21 protein-coding genes are annotated in these 23,545 nt (G+C 59.4%); 15 read left to right on the top strand and 6 right to left on the bottom strand.

Annotated features, from left to right (window positions below; genetic code table 11):
• The 8 genes from AB4N84_RS30370 to AB4N84_RS30335 all read left to right on the top strand — a co-directional run.
• The coding region (locus tag AB4N84_RS30370; RefSeq protein ID WP_460044692.1) for a sugar ABC transporter ATP-binding protein at positions 1-872 on the top strand (872 nt) is incomplete at its 5' end.
• On the top strand, positions 869-1,909 hold the full coding sequence (locus AB4N84_RS30365; RefSeq protein WP_460044691.1) for an ABC transporter permease: 1,041 nt from the start codon (positions 869-871) through the stop codon (positions 1,907-1,909). The genes AB4N84_RS30370 and AB4N84_RS30365, both read left to right, overlap by 4 nt.
• A gap of 34 nt (positions 1,910-1,943) precedes the next feature.
• Positions 1,944-2,888, top strand: coding sequence for an ABC transporter substrate-binding protein (locus AB4N84_RS30360; protein WP_074753482.1), 945 nt, complete (start codon positions 1,944-1,946; stop codon positions 2,886-2,888).
• Between the two features lie 21 nt (positions 2,889-2,909).
• Positions 2,910-3,926, top strand: coding sequence for an aldo/keto reductase (locus tag AB4N84_RS30355; protein WP_460044690.1), 1,017 nt, complete (start codon positions 2,910-2,912; stop codon positions 3,924-3,926).
• Positions 3,923-4,783, top strand: coding sequence for an amidohydrolase family protein (locus tag AB4N84_RS30350; RefSeq protein WP_460044689.1), 861 nt, complete (start codon positions 3,923-3,925; stop codon positions 4,781-4,783). The genes AB4N84_RS30355 and AB4N84_RS30350 overlap by 4 nt, the downstream gene beginning before the upstream one ends.
• A gap of 66 nt (positions 4,784-4,849) precedes the next feature.
• Positions 4,850-5,860 carry a zinc-binding alcohol dehydrogenase family protein gene (locus AB4N84_RS30345; protein ID WP_460044688.1) on the top strand — a complete coding sequence of 337 codons (1,011 nt, stop codon included), beginning with the start codon at positions 4,850-4,852 and terminating at the stop codon, positions 5,858-5,860.
• A gap of 158 nt (positions 5,861-6,018) precedes the next feature.
• A complete protein-coding gene (locus AB4N84_RS30340) occupies positions 6,019-7,548 on the top strand; it encodes a UxaA family hydrolase (protein ID WP_460044687.1) in 1,530 nt (509 codons plus the stop codon).
• A 149-nt stretch (positions 7,549-7,697) separates the two neighbouring features.
• Positions 7,698-8,426, top strand: coding sequence for a FadR/GntR family transcriptional regulator (locus tag AB4N84_RS30335; RefSeq protein ID WP_460044686.1), 729 nt, complete (start codon positions 7,698-7,700; stop codon positions 8,424-8,426).
• A 45-nt stretch (positions 8,427-8,471) separates the two neighbouring features.
• Here the strand turns inward: AB4N84_RS30335 and AB4N84_RS30330 are convergent, their stop codons facing one another.
• Entirely contained in the window at positions 8,472-9,221 is a 750-nt protein-coding gene (locus AB4N84_RS30330; RefSeq protein WP_460044684.1) for a creatininase family protein, read from the bottom strand.
• A gap of 12 nt (positions 9,222-9,233) precedes the next feature.
• Positions 9,234-10,949 (bottom strand): amidase, encoded by a 1,716-nt coding sequence (locus AB4N84_RS30325; RefSeq protein ID WP_460044682.1) that lies wholly within the window; start codon positions 10,947-10,949, stop codon positions 9,234-9,236.
• 274 nt (positions 10,950-11,223) lie between these two features.
• Here AB4N84_RS30325 and AB4N84_RS30320 point away from each other — a divergent pair, with 274 nt between their 5' ends.
• Genes AB4N84_RS30320 through AB4N84_RS30305 form a run of 4 tightly spaced genes read left to right on the top strand, consistent with a single transcriptional unit; the run spans position 11,224 to position 14,184 of the window.
• Positions 11,224-12,438 (top strand): SpoIIE family protein phosphatase, encoded by a 1,215-nt coding sequence (locus AB4N84_RS30320; RefSeq protein ID WP_460044681.1) that lies wholly within the window; start codon positions 11,224-11,226, stop codon positions 12,436-12,438.
• Positions 12,439-12,440: 2 nt separating this feature from the next.
• Positions 12,441-13,010: a SiaB family protein kinase gene (locus tag AB4N84_RS30315; protein WP_074753474.1), complete on the top strand. Its 570-nt coding sequence runs from the start codon at positions 12,441-12,443 to the stop codon at positions 13,008-13,010.
• Between the two features lie 17 nt (positions 13,011-13,027).
• Entirely contained in the window at positions 13,028-13,414 is a 387-nt protein-coding gene (locus AB4N84_RS30310) for a DUF1987 domain-containing protein (RefSeq protein ID WP_074753473.1), read from the top strand.
• 14 nt (positions 13,415-13,428) lie between these two features.
• Positions 13,429-14,184 (top strand): GGDEF domain-containing protein, encoded by a 756-nt coding sequence (locus AB4N84_RS30305; RefSeq protein ID WP_074753505.1) that lies wholly within the window; start codon positions 13,429-13,431, stop codon positions 14,182-14,184.
• 83 nt (positions 14,185-14,267) lie between these two features.
• On the opposite strand, the gene AB4N84_RS30300 is transcribed toward AB4N84_RS30305, so the two are convergent.
• The 3 genes from AB4N84_RS30300 to AB4N84_RS30290 form a co-directional block, all read right to left on the bottom strand.
• On the bottom strand, positions 14,268-14,828 hold the full coding sequence (locus AB4N84_RS30300; RefSeq protein ID WP_460044679.1) for a TetR/AcrR family transcriptional regulator: 561 nt from the start codon (positions 14,826-14,828) through the stop codon (positions 14,268-14,270).
• A gap of 215 nt (positions 14,829-15,043) precedes the next feature.
• Entirely contained in the window at positions 15,044-18,154 is a 3,111-nt protein-coding gene (locus AB4N84_RS30295; protein WP_460044678.1) for an efflux RND transporter permease subunit, read from the bottom strand.
• Positions 18,151-19,245, bottom strand: a complete 1,095-nt coding sequence (locus AB4N84_RS30290) for an efflux RND transporter periplasmic adaptor subunit (RefSeq protein ID WP_460044677.1) — start codon at positions 19,243-19,245, stop codon at positions 18,151-18,153. Before AB4N84_RS30290 ends, AB4N84_RS30295 begins: the two co-directional genes overlap by 4 nt.
• A 212-nt stretch (positions 19,246-19,457) precedes the next feature.
• Between AB4N84_RS30290 and AB4N84_RS30285 the strand changes: the two genes are divergently transcribed.
• Genes AB4N84_RS30285 through fabF form a run of 3 tightly spaced genes read left to right on the top strand, consistent with a single transcriptional unit; the run spans position 19,458 to position 22,585 of the window.
• Positions 19,458-20,936, top strand: coding sequence for an efflux transporter outer membrane subunit (locus AB4N84_RS30285; protein ID WP_460044675.1), 1,479 nt, complete (start codon positions 19,458-19,460; stop codon positions 20,934-20,936).
• The gene (locus tag AB4N84_RS30280; RefSeq protein WP_460044674.1) at positions 20,937-21,254 is read left to right on the top strand and encodes a LysR family transcriptional regulator; all 318 of its coding nucleotides are present in this window, start codon (positions 20,937-20,939) and stop codon (positions 21,252-21,254) included. It begins immediately after the preceding gene.
• 56 nt (positions 21,255-21,310) lie between these two features.
• Entirely contained in the window at positions 21,311-22,585 is a 1,275-nt protein-coding gene (gene fabF / locus AB4N84_RS30275) for a beta-ketoacyl-ACP synthase II (RefSeq protein ID WP_460044673.1), read from the top strand.
• Here fabF and AB4N84_RS30270 read toward each other — a convergent pair.
• Positions 22,566-23,507, bottom strand: a complete 942-nt coding sequence (locus AB4N84_RS30270) for a LysR substrate-binding domain-containing protein (protein WP_460044671.1) — start codon at positions 23,505-23,507, stop codon at positions 22,566-22,568. The two genes, fabF and AB4N84_RS30270, sit on opposite strands and share 20 nt — an antisense overlap.
• Between the last annotated feature and the right edge of the window lie 38 nt (positions 23,508-23,545).

Genomic DNA, 23,545 nt, shown 5'->3' with positions numbered 1-23,545 from the left:
ATCGGGTTACCGTCATGCGCGACGGAAGTCACGTCTCCACGAGCCGATTCAGCGAAACGTCCGTCAATCAAATCGTTGCCGACATGGTGGGTCGATCACTCGACGAGAAATTCCCTCCCCGTACTGGCACACCCACCCAGGAAGTATTGCTCCAGGTAAAAAATTTCGGGCGCAAAGGTGCGTTCCAGTCAATTGATTTCGATTTGCGCAAGGGCGAAATCCTGGGGTTTGCCGGGTTGATGGGCGCCGGGAGGACAGAAATAGCGCGCGCTATATTTGGCGCTGACGCTATCGACACGGGGAGCTTGGAACTTCAGGGACAGACGGTTTCGATCAGCTCCCCGCAAGACGCTATCCGTCACGGAGTAGCGTATCTCTCAGAAGACCGAAAGAGTGATGGGCTGGCGCTCAAGATGTCCTTGGCCAGCAATATAACCCTGGCCAATATGGATGCAGTCTGTAACGCCTTTGGGTTCATCAAATTCAAGGAAGAAGAAGCGGCAGCTCATAAATACATTAAAAGCCTCGGCATCCGTACGCCCTCGACACGTCAGGCGACTCGGCTTCTGTCAGGCGGTAATCAGCAGAAAGTCGTGATTGGTAAATGGCTGTTCCGTGATTCGAAAATCCTGTTTTTTGATGAGCCTACGAGAGGTATCGACGTGGGCGCCAAATACGCGATCTACGAGTTGATGGACACGTTGGCAGCGCAGGGCATTGGGGTTGTTCTCATCAGCTCCGAGCTCCCGGAACTGCTTGGGATGAGTGACCGGATTTTAGTCTTTCACGAAGGTCGACTGACGGCCGAGCTACAGGCACGCCATACATCACAAGAAGAAATCATGCACTTCGCTTCGGGGTACACACAATGAGCGATCTCAGTATCAGTAAGCAGTCGGAACCTGGCGGCGTGGGCTCAGTGAATAAAGAACGGCGCGGCGAGCTTCTGCAGAAGTTTGGTGCGTTGGCGAGTCTTTTTGCTCTGATCATTGTCTTTGCCACGACTAGCCAAGCCTTCATGTCTATGGGCAACGGGATGAGTGTCGCCCTCCAGGTCACATCAATCGCGTTCTTGGGTCTGGGGGCAACGGCGGTCATCATTACCGGCGGCATCGACCTTTCCGTGGGCTCGGTCCTGGCATTGGCCGGCGTCGCCGATGCCCTGGCTATCAAGGCCGGCGCGTCAATTCCCTTAGGAATTCTGGTGGGCCTCACCGTGGGAGGTATATGCGGGGGGATCAACGGTTTATTCATTACCCGTTTGAAGCTCCCGCCGTTCATCGCCACTCTCGGGATGATGCTGGTTGCCCGGGGTTTTGCGCTGCGTCTTACCGATGCGCAGCCGGTGTCCGGCCTGGGTCAGGGTTTCGCGACGTTAGGTAACGGAACGCTCTTCAGGATAGAACGTATGGGCGATGACGGTTTCCCGAATGTCATCTTTCCAGGCATCCCTTACCCCGTCGTCATCATGATTGTCCTTGCTGTTGGGCTATGGCTCGTATTAAGCCGTACGCGATTAGGGCGGCACATCTATGCGGTCGGCTCGAATGCTGAGGCCGCGCGATTGTCCGGCGTCAATGTCGCTCGCGTGACGCTATTCACTTACGTGTTGTCTGGTGTGCTCGCCGGCTTGACGGGGTGCGTCCTTATGTCCCGCTTGGTAACGGCCCAACCAAACGAGGGCGTGATGTATGAACTCGATGCTATTGCCAGCGCAGTCATTGGCGGAACTTCCCTATCTGGGGGAATCGGGAGCGTCTCGGGAACCGTCATTGGCGCATTCACCATTGGGATTTTGCGCAATGGCCTGAACATGCTCGGCGTGTCGAGTTTTACTCAGCAAATCATTATTGGCGTCGTCATCCTGCTCACTGTGTGTATCGATCAACTCAGAAATCGAAAATCCTGAACTTAATATATAAAAACAAAATGGACTGTCTACCATGAAAACGCTGAATATCATCACGCTTGCTGTGGCGGCCTCGCTCACTTCACCATTTTCCATGGCGGCCAACAGTGAAATTGCTGTCATTGTAAAAAGCTCGAATTCCAACTACTGGCAAAACGTGCAGAAGGGAGCCCAGGCAGCCGCTAAGGATTTACCGAATGCCACGGTCACTTTTCAAGGGCCAGCCTCCGAATCGGCTATCGCTGATGAAGTGAATATGGTGGTTAACGCGGTGAACCGTGGCGTCTCGGGGATTGTCCTGGCCGCGTCTGATCCAGACGCATTGGTGCCCGCCATAAAGCAGGCTTGGGAAGCCCATATCCCCGTCGTTCTCATCGACTCCACCGTTTCTGCGGAGGGTGCTGCCTACTATCAATCATTTCTTTCGACGGATAACACCAAAGCCGGTGAGTTGTGCGCGCAGCGGATGATTGAAAAAGTAGGGAAGACAGGGAAGATCGCGATTATGTCCTACGTCCCTGGAGCAGGGTCGGAAATTGGCCGTGTGGGCGGCTTCACCCATTATATAAAGCAGCATTCTAATTTAACGATCGTTGGCCCTTTTTACTCACAGTCGCAGATGGCGAACGCGCTTAATCAGACAACAGACGTTCTGTCGGCGAATCCGGACCTAAAAGGTATCTATGGCGCCAATGAGCCCACGGCCGTTGGGATGGCGAGAGGTATTGCGCAAGCGGGTAAGGCCGGAAAACTCGTCGCCATTGGGTTTGACGGCAATGAGGATCTCCAGAACTTCGTCAAGGACGGCACCCTCGACTCCATTGTGGTTCAAAGCTCTTACAAGATGGGATTGGATTCTGTGACCTCGGTGGCCAAGGTTATTGCCCGAACGCAAGTGCCGAAAACGATCGATACCGGTGTGCTGCTGATCGATAAATCAAACATAGATAGCACTGAGGCGAAAAACGTCTTGTACTAATCGATAAAGGTGACGGCAGCTATGCAAATCACTGAGACGCGTTCGCTCATTGGCGGTTCGATTGAAATAGGTGTATTTGGACTCGGCTGCTCCCAAGTCGGAGGGCTTTTTCAAGAGGTTTCGCTTTTACAGTCGTCTCAAACGTTAGAGGCCGCCTGGGACAGGGGGATCCGATATTTCGATACTGCCCCTTTCTATGGCTACAGCCGTTCCGAACGCCGAGTGGGCACAAGCCTGAGCGAGCGTACCCGGACAGACTTCATATTGAGTACAAAAGCAGGTCGGCTACTCGTTCCTGATGACTCAGTGCGAAGGGGAGACGATGGCTGGGCTAATCCTTTGCCATTTCGCCCTCGGTACGATTACAGCTATGACGGCATCCGGCGCTCCCACGACGACAGCCTTCAACGTCTCGGGCTCTCCAAAATTGACATTTTGTACGTACACGACATTGGCCGGATGACCCATGGTGAACTGCACGACCATTATTGGCAGCAGCTCACTAAAGGCGGCGGATTCCGCGCGTTGGAAGCACTGCGCAAGGATGGAACGGTCGCGGCTGTCGGGTTAGGAGTAAACGAGTGGGAAGTCGTTCAGGACAGCATGAATGAATGCAAGCTCGACTGCACACTCTTGGCCGGGCGCTACACGCTCCTGGAACAAGAAAGCCTCAAACCTTTGATGAATATTTGCCTGGCCCAAGGCAATGCGATCGTGATCGGAGGGGTCTTCAACTCCGGCATTCTCGCCGGCGGAAAACATTTTGATTATGGCGAGGCGCCTGCTGCTGTGGTCAAGAGGGTTGAGGCGCTCAAGTCCGTTTGTCAGGAGTACGACGTAGCGCTTTCCGCCGCTGCGCTGCAATTTCCGATGGCTCACCCCGCGGTGGTGTCCTGCGTTGTTGGCACACGCACAGCGCAGCAACTTGAGCGCAGTATTCAATGGTTCGAGCAGAGCATTCCTGATGCTTTCTGGGAAGCGCTCGTTGAGCAGGGACTTATAGACCCAGAATCTCCACTGCCCAAGGGGGCTCTATGAGTTTTCGCATAGACGCTCACCAGCATTTTTGGCATCTGAACCATGGGTACGGAGATTGGCCACCCTCTGAGCTCACCCGAATCTATCGAGATTTTACCCCGGCTGATCTGGCTGAGCTTCGTCGAGCGTCCCACATTGACGGAACCGTCGCCGTGCAGTCAAACCCGCACCCAGGAGACACGGAATACCTGTTGGGATTAGCCAATGAATACGCCAGCATCCTGGGGGTAGTCGGGTGGGTCGACCTACTGGCCACTGACGCTGCCTCCCAGATTGCTGCAATGGCTCGCCATCCGAAACTCAAGGGTGTGCGCGTAATGCTGCAGAACTTGCCAGCCCACAACTGGATCGAGAGCGATCACATCCAACCCGCAATACAGGCACTCATTGCGCACGACTTGAGTCTTGATGCGTTGGTTTTACCACAGCACCTGGTTGGGCTCTATCGGTTTGCCGAGCGCAATCAAGGCTTGCGCGTTGTCATCGATCATGCCGGAAAACCCGATATTGCCAATCGGGTGGCTGCCCCGTGGCGGGATGACCTCCACCGTTTGGCGACGCTTTCCAATGTGCACTGCAAGCTGTCCGGACTGCTCACGGAAGCTGCGCCCAATGATGGCCGAGAGGCGCTACAGCCGTACATGGACGCGATTCTAGAGGCGTTTGGCGTCCAGCGCGTCATATGGGGGAGTGATTGGCCAGTGGTCAATCTGGCCTCCAGCTATCAACAGTGGGTGCGTATCTCGACCGAGTACCTTCGAGAGCATATAGACCAAACCGTCCGCGAGGGTGAGGCTTTGATAATGGGGCTGAACGCCAAGCATTTTTATCGCATTGGTCAGCTGGCGCACCGCTAACCCATCCTGACTCTGCCAACCTTTCGACGACCTCGCAGCTTAAACATGCAGGTCTGGAGAATCATCATGCTCACAATTGTGTGTGAAAAACCGGGGTCGCTGACTGCTGTGGAAACCAGCCTTCCAACACGCCGGGAAGGGGAGACCTTAATTCGAATTAAACGTGTGGGGGTTTGCGGCACAGACCTTCATATCTTTACCGGGAACCAGCCCTACCTGGAATATCCCCGGGTCATGGGACACGAGTTTTCAGGGGTCGTCGAAGAGAGCGGTGCCACAAGCGGTCTGATACCCGGAGATGTTGTGTACGTGATGCCCTACATTTCGTGCGGCGACTGCATCGCCTGCAGGCAGGGAAAAACCAATTGCTGTACACGCATCCAAGTGTTGGGCGTGCATCGGGATGGCGCGTTTACCGAGTACCTGAGCCTGCCGGATGAGTTCATCCACAAGGCTGAAGGAATCACTCTGGATCAAGCCGCGATGATCGAATTCTTGTCTATAGGTGCGCACGCGGTCAGGCGTGCTGATATTCAATCAGGTCAGCGTGCGTTGGTTGTAGGCTCCGGGCCCATTGGGATGGCGGCAGCCATTTTTGCAAATCTCAAAGGCGCCACTGTCAGCGTGCTTGACACCCGTGCTGACCGCCTCCAATTCTGCCGCGAGCAACTGCATGTTGCTGCGACGGTGGAAGTCGGTGTCGGCGATAAGGAGCGGCTGGCAGAGCTCACGCATGGCGAGTTTTTTGACGTGGTATTTGACGCGACCGGCAATCCCAAGGCCATGGAGCGCGGCTTCGAGTTCATCGCCCATGGTGGTAAATACGTGATGATCTCGGTGGTTAAAGACACCCTCACTTTCTCTGATCCGGAATTTCACAAGCGGGAAGCCACTTTGTTGGGTAGTCGAAATGCTACGGCAGAAGATTTTCATTATGTTCAGCAATGCCTTCGCGACGGCTTGATCCCTGATGCCGCCCTTAATACTCACCGTATGAGTTTGAGTGACGTGCCGACCCAATTCCCGACGTTACTGGATCCGGGCCAAGGTGTGGTCAAAGCAATAATTGAATGTTAGGGGGCCGCATGGCGCTACAGCGGTTGCGCCAGTCCTTCTATTTGGCACCCGTCGGTTTCTTCAAGCGCCTGTCGACTTGCCGGCCTTGTGCAACCTCGTCTAGATCACGCCTTATCGAGGCGTCCCTGAAGTGACGCCTACCTGAGAGAATCCTTAAGATGACTGTCCTTAGCCCTTCATTGATTATTCTAGCAACCGGCGACGATGTGGCTGTCGCTCGAAGCGATGTTGCCGAGGGAGAAAACCTCTGCGTGAGCGGCATCAATCTGGTCGCAAAGGAATCGATTCCCTCGGGGCATAAGATAGCGATTCGTGCTGTTCCCTCCGGTGGCGTGGTTCATAAATACGGGCAGGTTATTGGGCAAGCCACACAGGACATCCGCCAAGGCGAGCATGTTCACGTCCACAATCTGGAAATGCCTGTAGAAGGGGCTTTTCACGAATCAAGCCACCTGTATGTACCGACGTCGTTGGTCAATGAGCCGATGACCTTTGAAGGTTTCTTGCGCGACGATGGGCGAGTGGGCACTCGAAACTTCATTGGTGTCATCTCCAGCGTCAATTGCTCTGCCACCGTCTGCAAACAAATAGCCGAGGCTTTCAAGGGGGAGGCGCTGGGCGAATGGCCCGGCGTTGACGGGGTGGTGGCGATCACTCATGGCAGTGGCTGTGGCATGGGGGCCAAAGGCGACGGCTTTGACATTCTCAGCCGTACCCTGCGTGGCTATTCAAACCATGTCAATTTTGCCGGAGTACTTTTGATTGGGCTCGGGTGTGAGGTCAACCAGCTAACGCCGTTGATGGAGGCGCTCACCCCTCGCTCCAGTACCCTGATGTCGAGCCTGGTGATCCAGGAGCAGGGTGGGACAAGGGAAACTATCGAGCACGGTAAATCACTTGTTCGACAGATGTTGCCGATCATCAACGAAGCCAGACGTACACCTCAGTCGCTGCGCCACCTGACAGTGGGTTTGCAGTGCGGCGGGTCGGATGGCTATTCGGGTATCAGTGCGAACCCCGTCTTGGGTGCGGCGGTCGATCTGCTGGTGCGCAACGGTGGGACGGCGATTCTGTCTGAAACCCCTGAGATATATGGTGCTGAGCACTTACTGACTGCGCGCGCCGCCACTTCGGAAGTCGCGTCCAGGCTGATGGGCCGCGTGCATTGGTGGGAGGACTATGTTGTGCATAATGGCGGCGACATGAATAACAACCCTTCGCCGGGCAATAAGGCAGGTGGTATTACCACCATCCTTGAAAAGTCGCTTGGTGCTGTTGCAAAAGCCGGGTCGACCGGGCTAATGGATGTTTACCAGTACGCTGAACCGGTGACCGCCCAGGGTTTGGTGTTTATGGACACTCCCGGCTACGATCCCGTATCGGCAACAGGTCAGGTAGCAGGCGGCGCAAACCTGATCTGTTTCACCACCGGTCGCGGCTCGACATACGGTTGCAAACCGACGCCCTCCATAAAGATCGCGACTAACACTTCACTGTTCGAACGAATGCCTCTGGACATGGACTTCAATGCTGGCGGCATCATTGATGGCACCGATTCGATAGAAAGTGCGGGTTACAGGCTATTTGAATTGATAGTCGCTACCGCTTCGGGACTTAAAACCTGCAGTGAGCTCAATGGGCTTGGCGACAATGAGTTCTTGCCCTGGCAGATAGGGGCAGTGATGTGATGACGACTGTCTCACCCGACGTGCCCGATACGACCTCAGTGAAATAGACGCCTTATGCGGGTTTTTGATCTCAGCGCGCTGTTGCGCGCTCTGTGCATTGAAATTTAAAGCGCAGACTAGTGGGGGAAACCAGAAGTGGATTGCAAAGCATGTCTCAAGAAAAAGTTTCAACCGAGCGTAAGGTCTATCAGATCATTGCTGACCGCCTCCGCGAACGGATCCGGCAAGGGGACTTTAAGGCCGGTTCACGACTGCCCGCAGAGCGCGAGCTTGTTCAGATATTAGGTGTTTCACGTCCGTCGCTAAGGGAAGCGCTGATAGCCTTGAAGATAGACGGCAGTATCGAAATCAGGATGGGGTCGGGGATCTATGTCTGCCAGAAACTCCTCGATTCCACGCGCCAGACATCCACGTTCGGCGAAAGCCCTACTGAGCTCATGCAAGCCCGCGCGATCATTGAGGGAGAGACGGTGGTAATGGCCTGTATGAACGCTACCAAGGCAGATTACCGGTATCTTCAGGCCACGATTGACAGTATGCGTGCGGCCGTTGCGAACGGTACCTCTGCGGTGGAAGCTGATCGAAAGTTTCATCACCGCCTGGCCAAGATAGGCGGTAATACTGCTTTACTAAAGATCATTACAGCGCTTTTCGATGAGAGGCATAGCCCTATTTCTTCCCATATGACAGAACATGCAGAGAGTGTCAAAACATGGACTGCCGCAATTACAGAACATACGGCCATCTTGGATGCGCTTCAGTCCAAAGATATCGTCGCAGCTCAAACTGCAATGCGGCATCACTTAAAGACCTCGGAAAAACGCTGGATTGAAGGGGCGCAGCTTCGGTCATTTGAGGATGAAGAGTCCTATCAATGACTCCGCGCAAATGTTGGCGGAGCTGGACGCCTTGGCGTCGTGACCTCATGCCGGCGTCGATTCCCGACTGAAGGCATTCACCGCTTGCACGAGACCCTTGGCGGCGAGCTTTACCAGTTCGCCGCCTTTTTCCGGGGTGGCGAGGTCCGGGTCTGAGCCCATGCGCCCGTCCGGGAAGCGCGCACGAAAGTCGCGCGCCTCGCGGATCGGGCCGGTAGGTGCAATGCGCGGCGAGTACGCCGCCGACTTGATGGCGTCCGGATACGCCCATTGCGTCACCGCAATTTCCGACGGGGTGGCGTGCGACCCATGGCCCACGGGAAACTGCTCATGGGCCAGTTGGCCGACGCCTTCCAGATCCCACCAGTTGCACAACTTCAACGCGAATCCCGCCGGGCGTCTGGCGAAGCTGGCTTCGGCGTACAGCTCGGAAAACGCGGCTTCAATCGACGCCACGTTGCCGCCGTGGCCATTGAGGAACAGGATCTTTTCGAAACCGTGCCCGGCCAGGGAGCGAACCCAGTCGCCAATGGCGGCGATGAAGGTCGAAGGGCGCAGCGAAATCGTGCCCGGAAAACCGAGGTGATGCTGCGCCATACCGATGTTGAATGTCGGGGCGATCAGGATATCGGTGTCTTTCTGCGCTTCTTCGGCGATGATCTGCGGGCACATCCAGTCCGTGCCCAACAGCCCGGTCGGGCCATGTTGCTCGTTCGAACCGATGGGCACGACGATGGTGCGGCTGCGGGTCAGAAACGCTTCGATCTCGCGCCAGGTCGACAGGTGTAAAAGCATGCTGGATTCTCTCTAGGATTTCGCGGAAACAAGGGCAGGTGTGCGCGGCGGAATCAGCCGTTTCGACCCGGTCGATTCAAACGCAGACGCCAGACGCAGCAGCGTCGAGTCATCATAGGCGCGACCGGCGAACGTCAGACCGACCGGCATGCCGATGTCAGCCATGACGCCCATGGGTACCGTGACTGTCGGAACGCCCAGATGGCGAATGGCGAGGTTGCCGTTGGCGACCCACACGCCGTTGCTCCAGGCGATGTCCGCAGACGCAGGATTGACGTCCGAATCAGCGGGCGCGACGTCTGCCACGGTCGGGAACAGCACGGCGTCCAGTCCTTGGGCATCCATCCATTCTTCCAGGTCGATGCGCCGGGTTTTCTCCAGCCCGCGCAGGCCGTCGGCCAAGGTGTCGATTTTGTTCCAAGGCGTGATGCCGCGCTCGGCCATGCGCACGTATTCGTCCATGCCTGCCGCCAGATCACCTTCGCGGTTGGGGAGTGTGCCGGGGTCGTGAGGGAAGATCTTCGGGCCGTCGACATCCACCAGGCGGTTTAGCTTCGGATCGCCGTTGGCCTGCAGAAAATCATCAAAGGCCCACGCCGTCAGGTCCCACAATTCGTGGTGCAGAAATTCCTTGGAGACGATTCCGCGGTTGAATACGGTCGGCGCGCCCGGGCGATCGCCTTCGCAATTGGAGACCAGCGGGAAATCGACTTCGATGACTTCCGCGCCTGCCGCTTCGAGCGCATGGCGGGCGTCTTGCCACAGCGCGATGACCGAAGGACGGGTGTTGATGCGCTGGCCGGTCGGGCCGCCGATGCCCGGCGCTTCACTGGTGCCTGCATCAGGGTCGGCATTGATGTACATGCGCGGGATGCCCAGGCGTTTGCCTGCCAGTGCCTCGGCATTGACCGCGAGGTCCGCGTAAGAGGCCGGACGGACCGACGCAACCGAGGGGATCGGCACCCAGGGTTGCAGCCGCCACAGGTCGCCGCGTGTGTCGGGATCGTCCGCGACCACCACGTCCAGCACCTCCAGCAGGTCCGCCATGGTGCGGGCGAAGGGCACGACGACGTCCATGGTCGGTGTCAGCGGCCAGTTGCCGCGTACCGAAATCACGCCGCGCGACGGGGTGTACGCGCACAGGCCGTTGTTGGACGCCGGGCCGCGACCGCTCGACCAGGTTTCTTCAGCCAGACCGAACGCCGCGAAGCTGGCCGCCGTCGCCGTACCGGCGCCGTTTGAAGACCCGGAGGCAAACGGTGCCGTGAGGTAGTCGCCGTTGTAGGGACTCTCGGCGCGACCGTAAACGCCGCGTTGCATGCCGCCGTTGGCCATGGGCGGCATGTTGGTCTTGCCCAGGCAAATCGCCCCGGCAGCGCGCAGCCGTTCCACCGTGAACGCATCGCGGTAGGCAACCAGATCGGCGAATGCAGGGCTGCCGGACGCAGCGGTGAGGCCTTTGACCAGGTAACTGTCTTTGGCGGTGTACGGAATGCCGTCGAGCGGGCCGAGCGTCTGACCGTTCGCGCGGCGCGCGTCGGAGGCTTCGGCTTCTTTGAGGGCATCAGGGTTGCGGACCACCAGCGCGTTCAGGCGCGTCGTGGTGTCAGGCCCGTCATAGGCGTCGATGCGCGCCAGATACGCCTGGACGAGTTCAACGGCGGTGGTTTCGCCGCAGGCCAGCGCAGCGCGCAATTGAGCGATGGAGACTTCGGTGACTTCGATCATGCTGCCACCGCCGACGAGTGGGAAAGAGGGGCGTTGCGTGTCTCAAAAAGGCTTTTCATATCGCGTTCCGTTTCGCTGAACTGTCCGACAGGGTCTGAGCGTTTGACCCGGGTGGTGTATTTAACACCAAGTGCAAGGCGCGAGGCACGGGGCCAAATGGCGACAGCGCGAACAAATGACCCGTTTTGTAACATCACCTTAATATCACCTTGATACTGTCCGCGCTTTAGTCTGGCGCGGTAGTACTGGCATGCAGGCGGAACATTTCACATTCATGCGGCCGACGTTGCCACGAGATCACCGGTGCGCGGGCGACCTGTGCAATGAGGTGCCCGGCATTGAATCGGACAGCACCAACCATCGTGTCATGGAGATTTTCAGTGCCCACCGCGAGCGCGCCTGTCTCGCCGTGCTGGAGGGCGATCGACCGATCGGGCTGATCAACCGCAACATCTTCCTGTCGCAGATGAGCAAGCCGTTTCACCGCGAGCTTTACGACAAGAAAAGCTGCATCGCCTTCATGGACAAGGAACCGCTGATCGTCGATGCCGGGATGAGCATTGAGGCGCTGACATTCAAAACCGTCGAATACGGTGAAAAGGCGCTGGCCGACGGCTTCATCGTCACCCGCAACGGCCACTTCGCCGGTTTGGGCAACGGCCTGGAATTGATGGCGGTGGTCGCTGCCATGCAGGCCGAGAAGAACCGCCAGATGATGCAGAGCATCGAATACGCCAGTGTGATTCAGCGCGCCATGCTGCGGGCCTCCCGCGAGGCGCTGAGTTCGACACTGGGCGATGCCTCGCTGTTGTGGGAGCCGCGCGATGTGGTGGGCGGCGATTTCTATCACTTCTGCGCGTATGCCGATGGCTGGTTCGGCGCCATCGCCGATTGCACAGGGCACGGCGTTCCCGGGGCGTTCATGACGTTGATTGCGTCGTCATCCCTGACCCAGGCGCTGGCGCAACTGGGGCCGCGCAACCCTGCGAGCCTGTTGTCGGCGGTCAACCGCAGCGTCAAGGAGCAATTGGGGCAGGTCAACGGCCTCGATGGCACGCCCGAATCCGACGACGGTCTGGACGCGTCTTTTTTCTGGTTCGATAACGCCACGCAGGTGCTCAGCTTCGCGGGCGCGAGTATGGCGCTGCATGTGTTGCACCCCGATGCCGAACAGCTCGAGACCATTGCCGGGCAGCGCATGGGCGTGGGCTACGTCGACAGCCACTTCGATTACCAATGGTCCGTGAGTCGCGTGCAGATGCAACCGGCAAGCCTGATGTTCATCGCCACCGACGGGTTGATCGACCAGATCGGCGGCCCGAAGCGCATTGCCTTCGGTAAGCGCAAAGCCTTCGAAACGATCATCGCGCACCGCAACCAGCCGTCGAATGTGATCTGTGAAGCCCTGCAAACCGCGCTGGCCGTGTGGCAGGGCGAGCAGGCCCGCCGTGACGACTTGACCCTTTTCTGCGCCCGTATTCAGGAATGATGATGTTCACTTCACCCACCGCTCAGCAGGACTGCACGTTTTTCGATCTGGCCCAACAGAGAAACGTGATTTTCTACCACATGGGCTACTTCTCGCATCACATCATCTCGGCGATGGCCGAAGTGGTGAAGCTGCAGCTGGAAATTTCCGGGGTCAGCGGCCCGACCCGCCGCAAGCTGTTCTCGTCGTTCGTCGAGCTCTCGCAGAACATCATTCATTATTCCTCCGACGCCTTGAGTGCGACGGTCGCCGAAGCATCGGCGCTGCGCCAGGGCGCCGTCTGCATCAGCACCGACGGTGAGCGGCACCTGATGCTTTGCGCCAACCCCATTGCAACGGCCGACATCGAGCGACTGCGCGAGAAACTCGAGCCGCTGCGCACCATGTCACTGGAAGAAATCAAGCAGGCCTACAAAGTCACGCTGCGCGCCGAGACGCCGGAGGACAGCAAAGGCGCTGGCCTGGGTTTCCTGACCATGGCGCGTGACGCCAGCGCCCCACTGGAATTCGGTTTTCATCCGCGCCCGGACGACCCCGAAACCACTTTGTTTTGCCTTAAAGCCACTATTTGATTGAGCGACGCTTAGCCATGGACAACTTCTACATTGAAGCAACGGCCACTTCGCCGGAAGTCGACTTTCGTTTTGACCAGCATCTTCTGTCGATGAAAGGCGAATCGTACCCGGAGAACGCTGCGGCTTTCTACGCACCGATCGTGCAGCAGCTGCGAGCATTTCTGGACGCCAAAGAAGGCGCGACGATCACGGCGAACATCGCACTGGCCTACTTCAACAGCTCCAGCACCAAGATGCTGTTCAGCATTTTCGATGCCCTGGATCAGTCCGCCGAGGCAGGCAACCGGATTGAAGTGAACTGGTACTACGAGGAAGAAGACGAAACCATCTTCGAATTTGGCGAAGAGCTCAAGGCCGACTTCACCTCGATCATCTTCAATGACCATCCAGTAACCACGTGAACAGGGTGATCAACATGGCAGCTTCTGTGGCGTCGCGGGGCACCTCGCCGGACCCTGCGCCAGACTTGTTCAAAAGCGAGGCCGAGGCGCTTGAACAGGCTCGCTCGACCCTGGCGCTCGCCGACGCCGACGCGCAGGTCTACCGCACATCCTTGTCCGAACTGGCGACGCACTACGAGCGCCTGATGCGGGAAACCCGCCGCCTGATCGGTCGCAGCGACCGCGCTGAGCGCGAGATGAACGCGCTCAATGCTCAGCTTCAGACGCTGGCCCGTCAGCTGGAGTACCGCGCGACCCACGATGCCCTCACAGGCGTACTGAACCGCGGCGCAATCATCGACATGACCGCCCAAGCGTTGCTGCACACCGGCGCGGTGATGATCGTTCTGGACATCGACCACTTCAAGCATGTGAACGATGAGTTCGGCCATCCTGCGGGCGATGCTGTCATTCGGGGGATCGTCGATTGCCTGCGGCAGATCGTGGGCGAGGGCGCTGCCATCGGCAGGGTAGGCGGCGAAGAGTTCACTGTGCTCATCCCCGGCGGCCAGCTCGAACAAGGGGTCAAGCTGGCCGAAGCCATGCGCCAGGCCATCGCCGCCCATGTCTTCGGTGCCCCCGTCGACCGCGCCATCACCGCCAGCTTCGGCGTCAGCGCCAATTCGGCAGGCACCGGTTTCGACACGGCCTATGGGTTGGCGGACACCGCGCTGTACCACGCCAAACGCGCGGGACGCAATCGCGTGGAAGTGGCTGATGATTCGGTTTGAACCAGCGAGTCAACGCAAGTCGCGTACCTGCCGCAGTACGCTCGCTTGCAGGCTATCGGCAGTAAACCCCGCAAACGCGATCTTTAAGGAGCAAGGCTGCGCAGCACCAGGTTGGTGGTTGCGTTCATGCCTCTTTCCAGCTCATCCCAGGTCCGTTGCTCCAGGCATCTTGGATTGGTGTACGGCATGATGACCTCTGCCAGTCCGTCAGCCACTTCATCCAGCGGCGACTTCTTCTCGAACTCGCCGGCCTGGCGGCCTTCTTCCAGAATGCGTTCCAGCATCGAGTAGATCTGCGCCTTGTGCCCGGCAGCGGTACACCATCCACCCTCGATCGCGGCGACCACCACCTCGTTGACGGCGCTCTCGATGACGAACAGCTCATAGCTCAACTTCAACGCAGTGCGCATGAACAGCCGGAATCGCCGTGTCGGCGACAGGTCCATGTCGACGACTTCCTGCAGCTGAGTGTCCAGTTTCTCCAGCGTGTGTGCGCAAATCGCTTCGCCAATGGCCTGCTTGGATTTGAAGAAGCGATAGATGTATGCCGTGGAAATCCCCATTGCTTTGCTGAGGTCGGCCACGGACGTCTTGCGGTAGCCGGCCTCACGAAACAAGGCCTCGGCCACGTTGATGATTTGCACTCGACGGTCATGCTCGGCTGGGCCGCGTTGACCGGAGGTGGGAAGGATGACGGGTTCGGATTCGCTTCGCATAGGCCTGATAACTGGGTAGGTTGCGCAAGGGGGCGATTGTACATCAACGGGTTAGCTGCATCTGTGCCCGGTCACGACAGGGCTGTACGCCAACAGCCCCGGTGGCGCAGTCGCTTGGCGACCACGCCACCGGAGGCGTGGGCTCAACCCGCGTCGGCAGGAGCCGCAACGCGCGCAGCCGCCGCGTTCTCCGTTCCGTTAGCGGGTGGTTTGATCTTGAACCAGATCGCGTAAAGGGCTGGCAGAAACAACAGCGTCAGGACGGTCCCCACCGCCGTGCCGCCGATCAGCGTAAACGCCATCGATCCCCAGAACACCGAGAACGTCAGGGGGATAAACGCCAGCACGGCGGCCACGGCCGTCAGGATCACCGGTCGTGCTCGCTGCACCGTAGCCTCGACCGCTGCGTGATAGGGGTCGAGCCCGTCGGCCTCGTTGGTGTGAATCTGCCCGATCAGGATAAGCGTGTTGCGCATCAAGATTCCTGACAGACCGATCAAGCCCAGGATGGCGTTGAACCCGAACGCCTGATGGAAGATCAGCAGAATCGGCACGGTGCCGACCAGTCCCAGCGGGGCGGTCAGGACGACCATCGCCATGGCGGCGAAGCTGCGCACCTGGACAATGATCACGATCAGGGTGAACAACAGCATCACGGGGAAGATCGGCGCCAGCGCATTGTTCGCCTTCAGTGATTCCTCGATGTTGCCGCCGATCTGGATCTGATACCCCAGCGGAAGGCTGCTGATGATCGGCTGTAGCTGCGCATACACCTCCATCGAGACCTGAGGCGGCTGCATCTGCTCGTCGATGTCACCGCGCACGGTGATCGTCGGTATGCGATTGCGGCGTTTGAGAATCGGGTCCTCCGAACGAATCTCAACGTGGCCGATCTGTCGGATCGGAATCAACTGACCGGTCTTGCTGGTCAATGTCATGTTTTCGATGCGGGCCGGGTCGAGCCTGTCTTCATCCTGAGTGCGGGCCATGACATCGACCGTGCGGATGTCTTCGCGCACCTGGGTCACGGAAATACCGGTCAACAGGAACTGCAATTGCTCCGAAGCCTGGGAGGAGGTGAGTCCCATCACCTGAAGGCGATCCTGATCCAGGACGAAATGCAGTGTGGGCTGTTTTTCGCTCCAGTCGGTGTTCACCTGACGCATGCCAGGGTTCTTGCGCATCACCTCGGCAACTTGCTGCGCGATGCCACGCACTTTGTCGGCGTACGGCCCCATCACGCGAAACTCGACAGGAAAGCGGGTGTACGGCCCGAAAACCAGTTGCGAGACACGCACCCGTGCTTGCGGAGCGAGTTGTTTTTCCACTTGGGCACGCAGGCGCAGCTTCAAAGCGTCCCGTGTGCCTTCGTTCTCGGTCAGTACAATGATTTTTGCGAACGACGGATCCGGCAGCTCAGGGTTATAAGACAGGAAAAAGCGCGGCGCCCCTTGGCCGATGTAACTGGTCACGATCTTCGCTTCCGGCTGGGTTCTGATCCACGCCTCGACTTTTTTCGTGGCCTCGCTGGTGGCGTTGATCGAACTGCCTTCGGGCAACTGCACTTCCACCAGCAGCTCGGGACGGTCGGAGCTTGGGAAAAACTGCTGCTTGACCGAGCCCATCCCCACGATCGCCAGCGCGAACAAGGCAAACACGCCTCCGGCGACCCAGTACTTGTAACGTATTGCGGCGCTGATCAACCGCCGCAGACGCTGGAAGTTGGGCGTGGAATAGATCCTGTCATGACCGCCCTCGACCTGTTTGATTTCAGGCAACAGCATGACGCCCAGATACGGCGTGAAGAACACCGCGACCATCCAGGAAATGATCAGCGCAAAGCCGACGATCCAGAAGATATTCCCGGCGTATTCGCCTGCCGTCGACTGGGCGAACCCCACCGGCATCAGTCCGATGACAGTCACCAACGTGCCCGCCAGCATCGGCGCCGCCGTGTGGCTCCAGGCATAGGACGCCGCCTTGATGCGGGTGTAGCCTTCCTCGAGTTTGACCACCATGATTTCAATGGCAATGATCGCGTCATCGACCAGCAGGCCCAGCCCCAGAATCAAGGCGCCCAGTGTAATGCGGTCAAATACGCGCCCGGTCGCCAGCATCACAATGAGTACCGCGGCCAGGGTCAGGGGCACGGCGGCGGCCACAACGATCCCCACGCGCCAGCCCAGGCTCAGCAGGCTTACGACCATGACCACGGCCAGCGCCACGAAGAACTTGATCATGAACTCGTCGACAGCCTCGGTGATATTCACCGCCTGGTCGGTGATTTTGCTGAAGCTGATGCCTTGCGGCAGGTTCGATGAGATTTTCTGTTGTTCGGCCTGAAGGGCTTTGCCCAGGTCCAGTCCGTTCCAGCCGTCCTTCATGACGACGCTGAGCACCAGTGCTTCTTCACCGTCGTGACGGATGATGAAGGTTGCCGGGTCTTCATAACCCCGCTTCACGTCCGCCACATCACTGAGCTTCAGCGTGCGGCCTTGCGAAGCGGCAATCGGCGTGTTGCGAATCTTCTCGAGATCGTCCAGGGCGCCATCCAGGCGGACGAACACCTGCGGGCCTCTGGCCTCGATGGAGCCGGCGGGCGTGATTGCGTTCTGGTTGTGCAACTGGGCGAAGATGTCTTGGGCATTGACACCCAGATTCGCCAGGCGCGCATAGGAAAACTCGACGAAAATGCGCTCGGGACGCTCGCCCAGAATATCGATTTTTTTCACCCCAGGGACCTGCAGCACATCCTGACGAATTTCCTCCGCCTGGCGGGTGAGGTAACGGTGGGGCAGACCGGGTGCTTTGAGCGCGTACAGCGCGAACGAGACATCCGAGTATTCGTCGTTGACGTACGGGCCCAATACGCCGGAGGGCAATTTGCGGGTTTCGTCGAACAGCTTTTTGCGGGCCTGATAAAACTCGTCGGGGACCTGTTTGGGCGGCGTGGCGTCGAGCAGCGTCAAGGTCATCAATGCCAGGCCCGGACGCGTGATGGTCTCGACCCGGTCGTACCATTTGAGCTCCTGCAGGCGCTTCTCCAGAGGTTCGGCGACCAGGTTCTGCATCTCCTCGGCCGTCGCGCCTGGCCAGGCGGCGGTGACGGTCAACACCTTCACCGTGAACGCCGGGTCTTCCGCGCGGCCGAGCTTCATGAAGGCCACGAGCCCGGCCAGCGTAATCGCGATGATCAGAAACAGCGTGACGGCACGTTCGCGCACCGCCAGCGCTGACAGGTTGAATCCGCTCATGGCGTCACCGCCAGTTCATTGCCCAGGCGAACTTTCTGGTTGGCGTGCAGCAGGTGAGCGCCGAGTGCCACAACGGTATCACCGGGTTTCAGATCGCCGGCCACGCGTGCGGTTTCCAGGCCCAGCGCCAACACGTCGACCGCGTGCTCCTGGACGGTCATCGACGCCTGATCGATCACCCAGACGCTGTATTTTTCGCCGCCATTGCGCAGCGCTGTCAGGGGGATGGCGAGGGAGGGTTTGTCTGACGAGAGGCTGGACTGAAGCGTGACCTTGATCGTCGCACCGAGCGGTGCGTTCTTGAGTTCGTCGCTGAGCACATAGCGTGCCGAAAAGGTTCGGGTCACCGGATTGGCGGCCTCGGACAGCTCACGAAGCCTGGCGGGAGCACTGCGCACCGGGGTTCCGTACAAGCGCGCCTGAGCGGTGGATTCAAGCGCTGGCCTCAGGGTTTCAGGCAATTCGACCGCCGCCTCGCGGGGGCCGTCCTTGGCCAGCTCCACCACGGTCTGTCCCGCTGCAACCACCTGGCCGGGTTCGGCCGCCGTGTTCACCACCAACCCATCCGCGTCTGCCTTCAGTTCTGCGTACTGGCTGGCATTGGCGGCGACGTCTGCCTGCGCCTGGGCGGCATCCAGCTGAGCCTTGGCGCTGTTCAGTGCGGCAATCGCCTGGTCATAGGCCATGGCCGAAATCGCACCAGCGGCGACAAGGCTGCGCAGTCTCGATTCGTCAGCCTGCGCCTGCACCAACCGGGCTTTCGCCGAGGCCACGGCGCCTTTCTGGTTGGTGATGGCCAGATTCAGGTCGACCGGGTCGATCTTCATCAGCGTCTGCCCCTTGTGAACCCGTTGGCCCACATCGACCAAGCGCTGAATCACCTTGCCGGAGACGCGAAAACCCAGATCGCTCTGCACCCTGGCCGCCACGACGCCGGTAAATGATTGCGTCGTTGAGTGATCAGGCTGAACGACAGCGGTATCGACGACCGGGTCGACGAGGCGTGGGTCGCTTTCCGGAGGATGGCCACAGGCAGCCAGCAGCAGGGTAGCGGCCGTGATGGAGACAAGTGCAGCAGGACGTATCGACATGGCGACCTCCAGAAAAATTCAGGACGCAATGTTCTTTTATGTTTACGGTTTTGTAAATGCGTAACTTTAGATGGCTGTCATCGCCTTCGTATCGTTAAGATCTAGGCCGGTATACGTTGGGGTTCCATAAATTTCAGTGTGACGAATTTAATAAACCGTTGACAAAAAGTTCTGCTCGGAAATAATTGCCGCTCGAGATCACAGGACTTGCCATGAACCTTTTTCCTTTTCGAAGCGCATGGACCGCAGGCTGGTTGTCCGCTGTGTTTCTGGCGGGGTGCGCGGTCGGCCCGGACTACCACGCGCCGGACCTTCCGGCCCCGGCTTCGTTCCGCAGCCAGGCACTGCTGGAGCAGCGGACCTCCAGCCTGCCCGCTGCCGACATGGCCACTTGGTGGGCGGGGTTCGGTGACAAGGAACTGGAGACGCTGGTTAACCGTGCGCTGGCGCAGAACCTCGATCTGGCGCAAGCCGTTGCCAAGGTGAACCAGGCCCGTGCCATGACCACGGGGGCGCGTTCGGCGCTGTTGCCGTCAGGTGAGCTGAGCGCTCAGGCGAGCAGGAATCATCAGTCGCTTCAGGACCCGATCGGGCAGCTTGCCAGCGCGTCTCCCGGCTTCGATCGCAACAGCAGCCTTTATCAGGTCGATGCCGGTGCGAGCTGGGAGGTCGACATCTTTGGCGGGTTGCGGCGCGGCCTCGAAGCGGCCAACGCCGAGCAGCAGACGGCGGTCGCGCAACAGGCCGCCGTCAGGCTGATTGTTACGTCGTCTGCGGCCAGTGGTTACATCCAGCTGCGTACGTTGCAGGCTCGGCTCGAAGTCGTCGAAAGCCGGGTGAAAACACAGGCCGATCTGGTCAGGCTGCTGCAACTGCAATACGCCAACGGCGTGGTCGCCCGACTTCAGTTGAAACAGGCCGAGGGCGTCCTGGCGACGGTGTCGGCGCAGGTACCGCCGTTGCGCAGCTCGATTGAAAGCACGATGAACTCGCTCGAAGTCCTCAGTGGCGTGATGCCAGGGACGCTTCACGCAGAGCTGTCGGTGGTGACACCGATACCCGTGGCGCCGGGCATCGATACCGCTGGGGGGCAAGCCGACATGCTCCGTCGCCGCCCCGATGTCATTGCCGCTGAACGCACGCTGGCGGCCTCCAATGCGCGAATCGGCCAGGCAGTCGCAGATTATTACCCCAAGTTTTCGCTCGGCGCGCTGCTGGGCTCAGCCACCCATGCCAGTGGCAATCTCTTCTCCGGCGATGCCGATCAGGCACAGGCGGTCTTCGGATTGCGCTGGCGCTTGTTCGACTTCGGTCGCGTGAAAGCGGAAGTCGAATTCGCCAAAGGCCGTGATGCGCAGGCGCTGGCCGCCTATCAACAGACACTGCTGCAAGCCACCGCCGACGTCGAAGACGCGATGACCCAACTGGTGCAGAGCGAGAAGCAGAAGGCAGTCCTTGAGGACGGGGTGAGATCGTTGGCTGAGGCGCGAGCGGCAGCCTTTTCTGCGTATGAGCAAGGCAGTGTGAGTTTTATCGAGGTGCTGGACGCCGACGACCGTTTGCAGCTGGCGCAGGAACAGACGCTGCTCGCGCAGTCCGCAGCGTCCGTCGCCGCCGTGGACTGCTTCAAGTCGCTCGGCGGAGGCTGGAACGCACCCCGCGCCGACGTCGTGGCGAAGGCTGGACAGTAAATGGGTGCAGAGGCCGCGTTGCTCAGAGAGAGCCTGTTGAGTGAGCTCGATTTGAATCTGCTCCTGACCTTCGCGGTGTTGTACCGGGAGTGCAACGTCAGTAAGGCCGCCAGGTGCCTGCGCCTGGGGCAGCCGGCGGTCAGCAATGCGCTGGCCAGACTGCGCCTCTATTTCAATGATCCGTTGTTCAAGCGCGGGTATCGCAGGATGAACCCGACCGCCAAGGCGACACGGATCGCCGAGGCAATCTTTCCTGCACTTCAGGGTGTTCAGGAAGCGTTGCGTTGCGCCGGTTCCACGTGTGCTCCGCAGCGCTAACGCCTGAAAACACAGATGCCCCATCGGTTGCATGCCGCACTAGAAAGGATCCGAGCATGAAAGGTAAACGTATCGTTGTCACAGGCATGGGCGTCGTTTCGCCGCTGGGCGTTGGCGCGCAAATTGTCTGGCAGCGCTTGTTGAGCGGGCAGTCGGGTATTCGCGCGCTGCCGGCCGAGATCGCTGCCGACATCAGTTCGCAAATTGCCGGTGTGGTCCCCACGATAGAGGAGGACCCTGAGGCCGGTTTTGATCCAAATGCCACTGTGCCCTCCAAAGACCAGAAGAAGATGGACCGCTTCATCATGTTTGCGCTGGCCGCTGCCCGGGAGGCGTTGGATCAGGCGGCCTGGCATCCGCAAAGCGATGAAGAAAAGGAGCGCAGCGCCACGATCATCGCCACGGGTGTCGGCGGTTTCGGCTCGATTACCGATGCGGTGCGCACCACGGACACCAAGGGCCCGAAACGCCTGTCCCCGTTCACCATCCCGTCGTTTCTGGGCAATCTGGCGGCCGGGCACGTGTCCATTCAGCATGGCCTGCGTGGGCCAATCGGGGCGCCCGTCACTGCGTGTGCGGCCAGCGTGCAGGCTATCGGCGATGCCGCGCGTCTTATCCGCGATGGTGAAGCAGACATCGCAGTGTGCGGGGGTGCCGAAGCCGCCATCGACCGGGTGAGCCTGGCGGGTTTCGCCGCCGCGCGAGCGATGTCCGGTGGTTACAACGACACGCCGACGCTGGCTTCCCGTCCGTTTGATCGGGACAGGGACGGTTTCGTGATGGGTGAGGGCGCGGGTCTGTTGGTCATCGAGTCGCTGGAGCACGCGCAGGGCCGGGGTGCGAACATCCTGGCGGAGCTTGTCGGCTACGGCACCAGCGCCGATGCCTACCACCTGACGGCGGGGCCGGAAGACGGCAATGGCGCGCGCAGGGCCATGCAGAAAGCGATTGATCAGGCCGGCATCAGCGCTCATCAGGTTCAGCACCTCAATGCTCACGCGACGTCGACCCCGGTGGGGGATCGAGGGGAACTGGCGGCCATCAAGGCAGTGTTTGGCGAGCAATCGGGGATCGCGGTGACCTCAACCAAGTCGGCGACCGGTCATTTGCTGGGCGCCGCCGGAGGTCTGGAAGCGATCTTCACGGTATTGGCGGTGAGGGATCAGAGGGTGCCGGCGACCCTGAATTACACCCACCCGGACGAAGCGGTGGGGGGATTGGACATCGTGCACGGCGCCGCGCGGCCGTGGGCCATCGAATATGCCTTGTCCAACGGTTTCGGGTTCGGTGGCGTGAACGCCAGCGTGCTGTTCAGGCGCTGGCAGGGCTGACGAGCTCAGCCTGCGCTGAAGCCAGCAGCCACTCCCTGAACAACTCGGCGGACGGAGACAACGCGCGATGCTTCACCGACACCAGAAACTCGCCATACCCGGTTCTGCACTCAAAAGCCGTGACCCGCTGGAGTTCGCCTCGGGCCACGGCCTCATCTCCCATGAACGTCCACGCCAGGCCGATGCCCATGCCCTGTTGCACGGCGCGGAAGGCCAGGGTCAGTTGGTTGAACACCGGCGCATGGTCCGGCGGCGAATAGTCGTGACCCAGGCGGTGAAACCACTGATCCCAATCCAGGCAATGCCACGCGGACGTGTCGATCTGGATCAGGTTCGCTTGTGCCAATTGCTCCAGCGTCTGGATGCCGGACACATCGAGCGAGGGGTGAGCGGCGGGGTAAACGATTTCCGGCAGCAGGAAATCGCTGTTCAGTGAGGCCCATTCGCCAGAGCCGTACAACAGACCCAGGTCGTAATCATTGACGCTGGCTTCGTCCATTTCATTGATGGCGTGAACGTGAACGGCGATTTCCGGGCAGGCCTTGTTGAACTCGATGAGCTTGGGGAACAGCCAGAACTGCGCGAGTGCATGGGTCGCCAGCACCGAGACGGCGTTGGTTTGATGGACGTTACGAATCCGCGTGACACTCTGGTACATCGTGGTGAGCATGAGGTTGACCGTCACGAGCAGTTCTTCGCCTGCCGTGGTGAGCGCGACGCCACGGGGTTTGCGCTCGAACAGCGCAACGCCGACGCCGTCTTCCAGCGTGCGCATCTGTTTGCTGACGGCGCTTTGGGTCAGAAACAGCTCGGACGCGGCGCCGGTAAAGCTGGCGTGGCGTGCGACGGCTTCGAAGGTGATCAGGGTTTCCAGCGGCGGTAAGGTGCGCAGGTAGCGGTTGATGGTGAATGTCCTCGACATGCCTGTGTGGAATGGGTCGCTGACTTTTTATCGCATGT

The organism is Pseudomonas sp. S2_H01, from assembly GCF_054668305.1.
This window is presented reverse-complemented; position numbering and strand designations above follow the sequence as displayed.

Coding starts and splice junctions, on each gene's coding strand:
- AB4N84_RS30365 (WP_460044691.1), top strand. CDS start 869: ATGAGCGATCTCAGTATCAGTAAGCAGTCGGAACCTGGCGGCGTGGGC.
- AB4N84_RS30360 (WP_074753482.1), top strand. CDS start 1,944: ATGAAAACGCTGAATATCATCACGCTTGCTGTGGCGGCCTCGCTCACT.
- AB4N84_RS30355 (WP_460044690.1), top strand. CDS start 2,910: ATGCAAATCACTGAGACGCGTTCGCTCATTGGCGGTTCGATTGAAATA.
- AB4N84_RS30350 (WP_460044689.1), top strand. CDS start 3,923: ATGAGTTTTCGCATAGACGCTCACCAGCATTTTTGGCATCTGAACCAT.
- AB4N84_RS30345 (WP_460044688.1), top strand. CDS start 4,850: ATGCTCACAATTGTGTGTGAAAAACCGGGGTCGCTGACTGCTGTGGAA.
- AB4N84_RS30340 (WP_460044687.1), top strand. CDS start 6,019: ATGACTGTCCTTAGCCCTTCATTGATTATTCTAGCAACCGGCGACGAT.
- AB4N84_RS30335 (WP_460044686.1), top strand. CDS start 7,698: ATGTCTCAAGAAAAAGTTTCAACCGAGCGTAAGGTCTATCAGATCATT.
- AB4N84_RS30330 (WP_460044684.1), bottom strand. CDS start 9,221: ATGCTTTTACACCTGTCGACCTGGCGCGAGATCGAAGCGTTTCTGACC.
- AB4N84_RS30325 (WP_460044682.1), bottom strand. CDS start 10,949: ATGATCGAAGTCACCGAAGTCTCCATCGCTCAATTGCGCGCTGCGCTG.
- AB4N84_RS30320 (WP_460044681.1), top strand. CDS start 11,224: ATGCGGCCGACGTTGCCACGAGATCACCGGTGCGCGGGCGACCTGTGC.
- AB4N84_RS30315 (WP_074753474.1), top strand. CDS start 12,441: ATGTTCACTTCACCCACCGCTCAGCAGGACTGCACGTTTTTCGATCTG.
- AB4N84_RS30310 (WP_074753473.1), top strand. CDS start 13,028: ATGGACAACTTCTACATTGAAGCAACGGCCACTTCGCCGGAAGTCGAC.
- AB4N84_RS30305 (WP_074753505.1), top strand. CDS start 13,429: ATGGCAGCTTCTGTGGCGTCGCGGGGCACCTCGCCGGACCCTGCGCCA.
- AB4N84_RS30295 (WP_460044678.1), bottom strand. CDS start 18,154: ATGAGCGGATTCAACCTGTCAGCGCTGGCGGTGCGCGAACGTGCCGTC.
- AB4N84_RS30290 (WP_460044677.1), bottom strand. CDS start 19,245: ATGTCGATACGTCCTGCTGCACTTGTCTCCATCACGGCCGCTACCCTG.
- AB4N84_RS30285 (WP_460044675.1), top strand. CDS start 19,458: ATGAACCTTTTTCCTTTTCGAAGCGCATGGACCGCAGGCTGGTTGTCC.
- AB4N84_RS30280 (WP_460044674.1), top strand. CDS start 20,937: ATGGGTGCAGAGGCCGCGTTGCTCAGAGAGAGCCTGTTGAGTGAGCTC.
- fabF (WP_460044673.1), top strand. CDS start 21,311: ATGAAAGGTAAACGTATCGTTGTCACAGGCATGGGCGTCGTTTCGCCG.
- AB4N84_RS30270 (WP_460044671.1), bottom strand. CDS start 23,507: ATGTCGAGGACATTCACCATCAACCGCTACCTGCGCACCTTACCGCCG.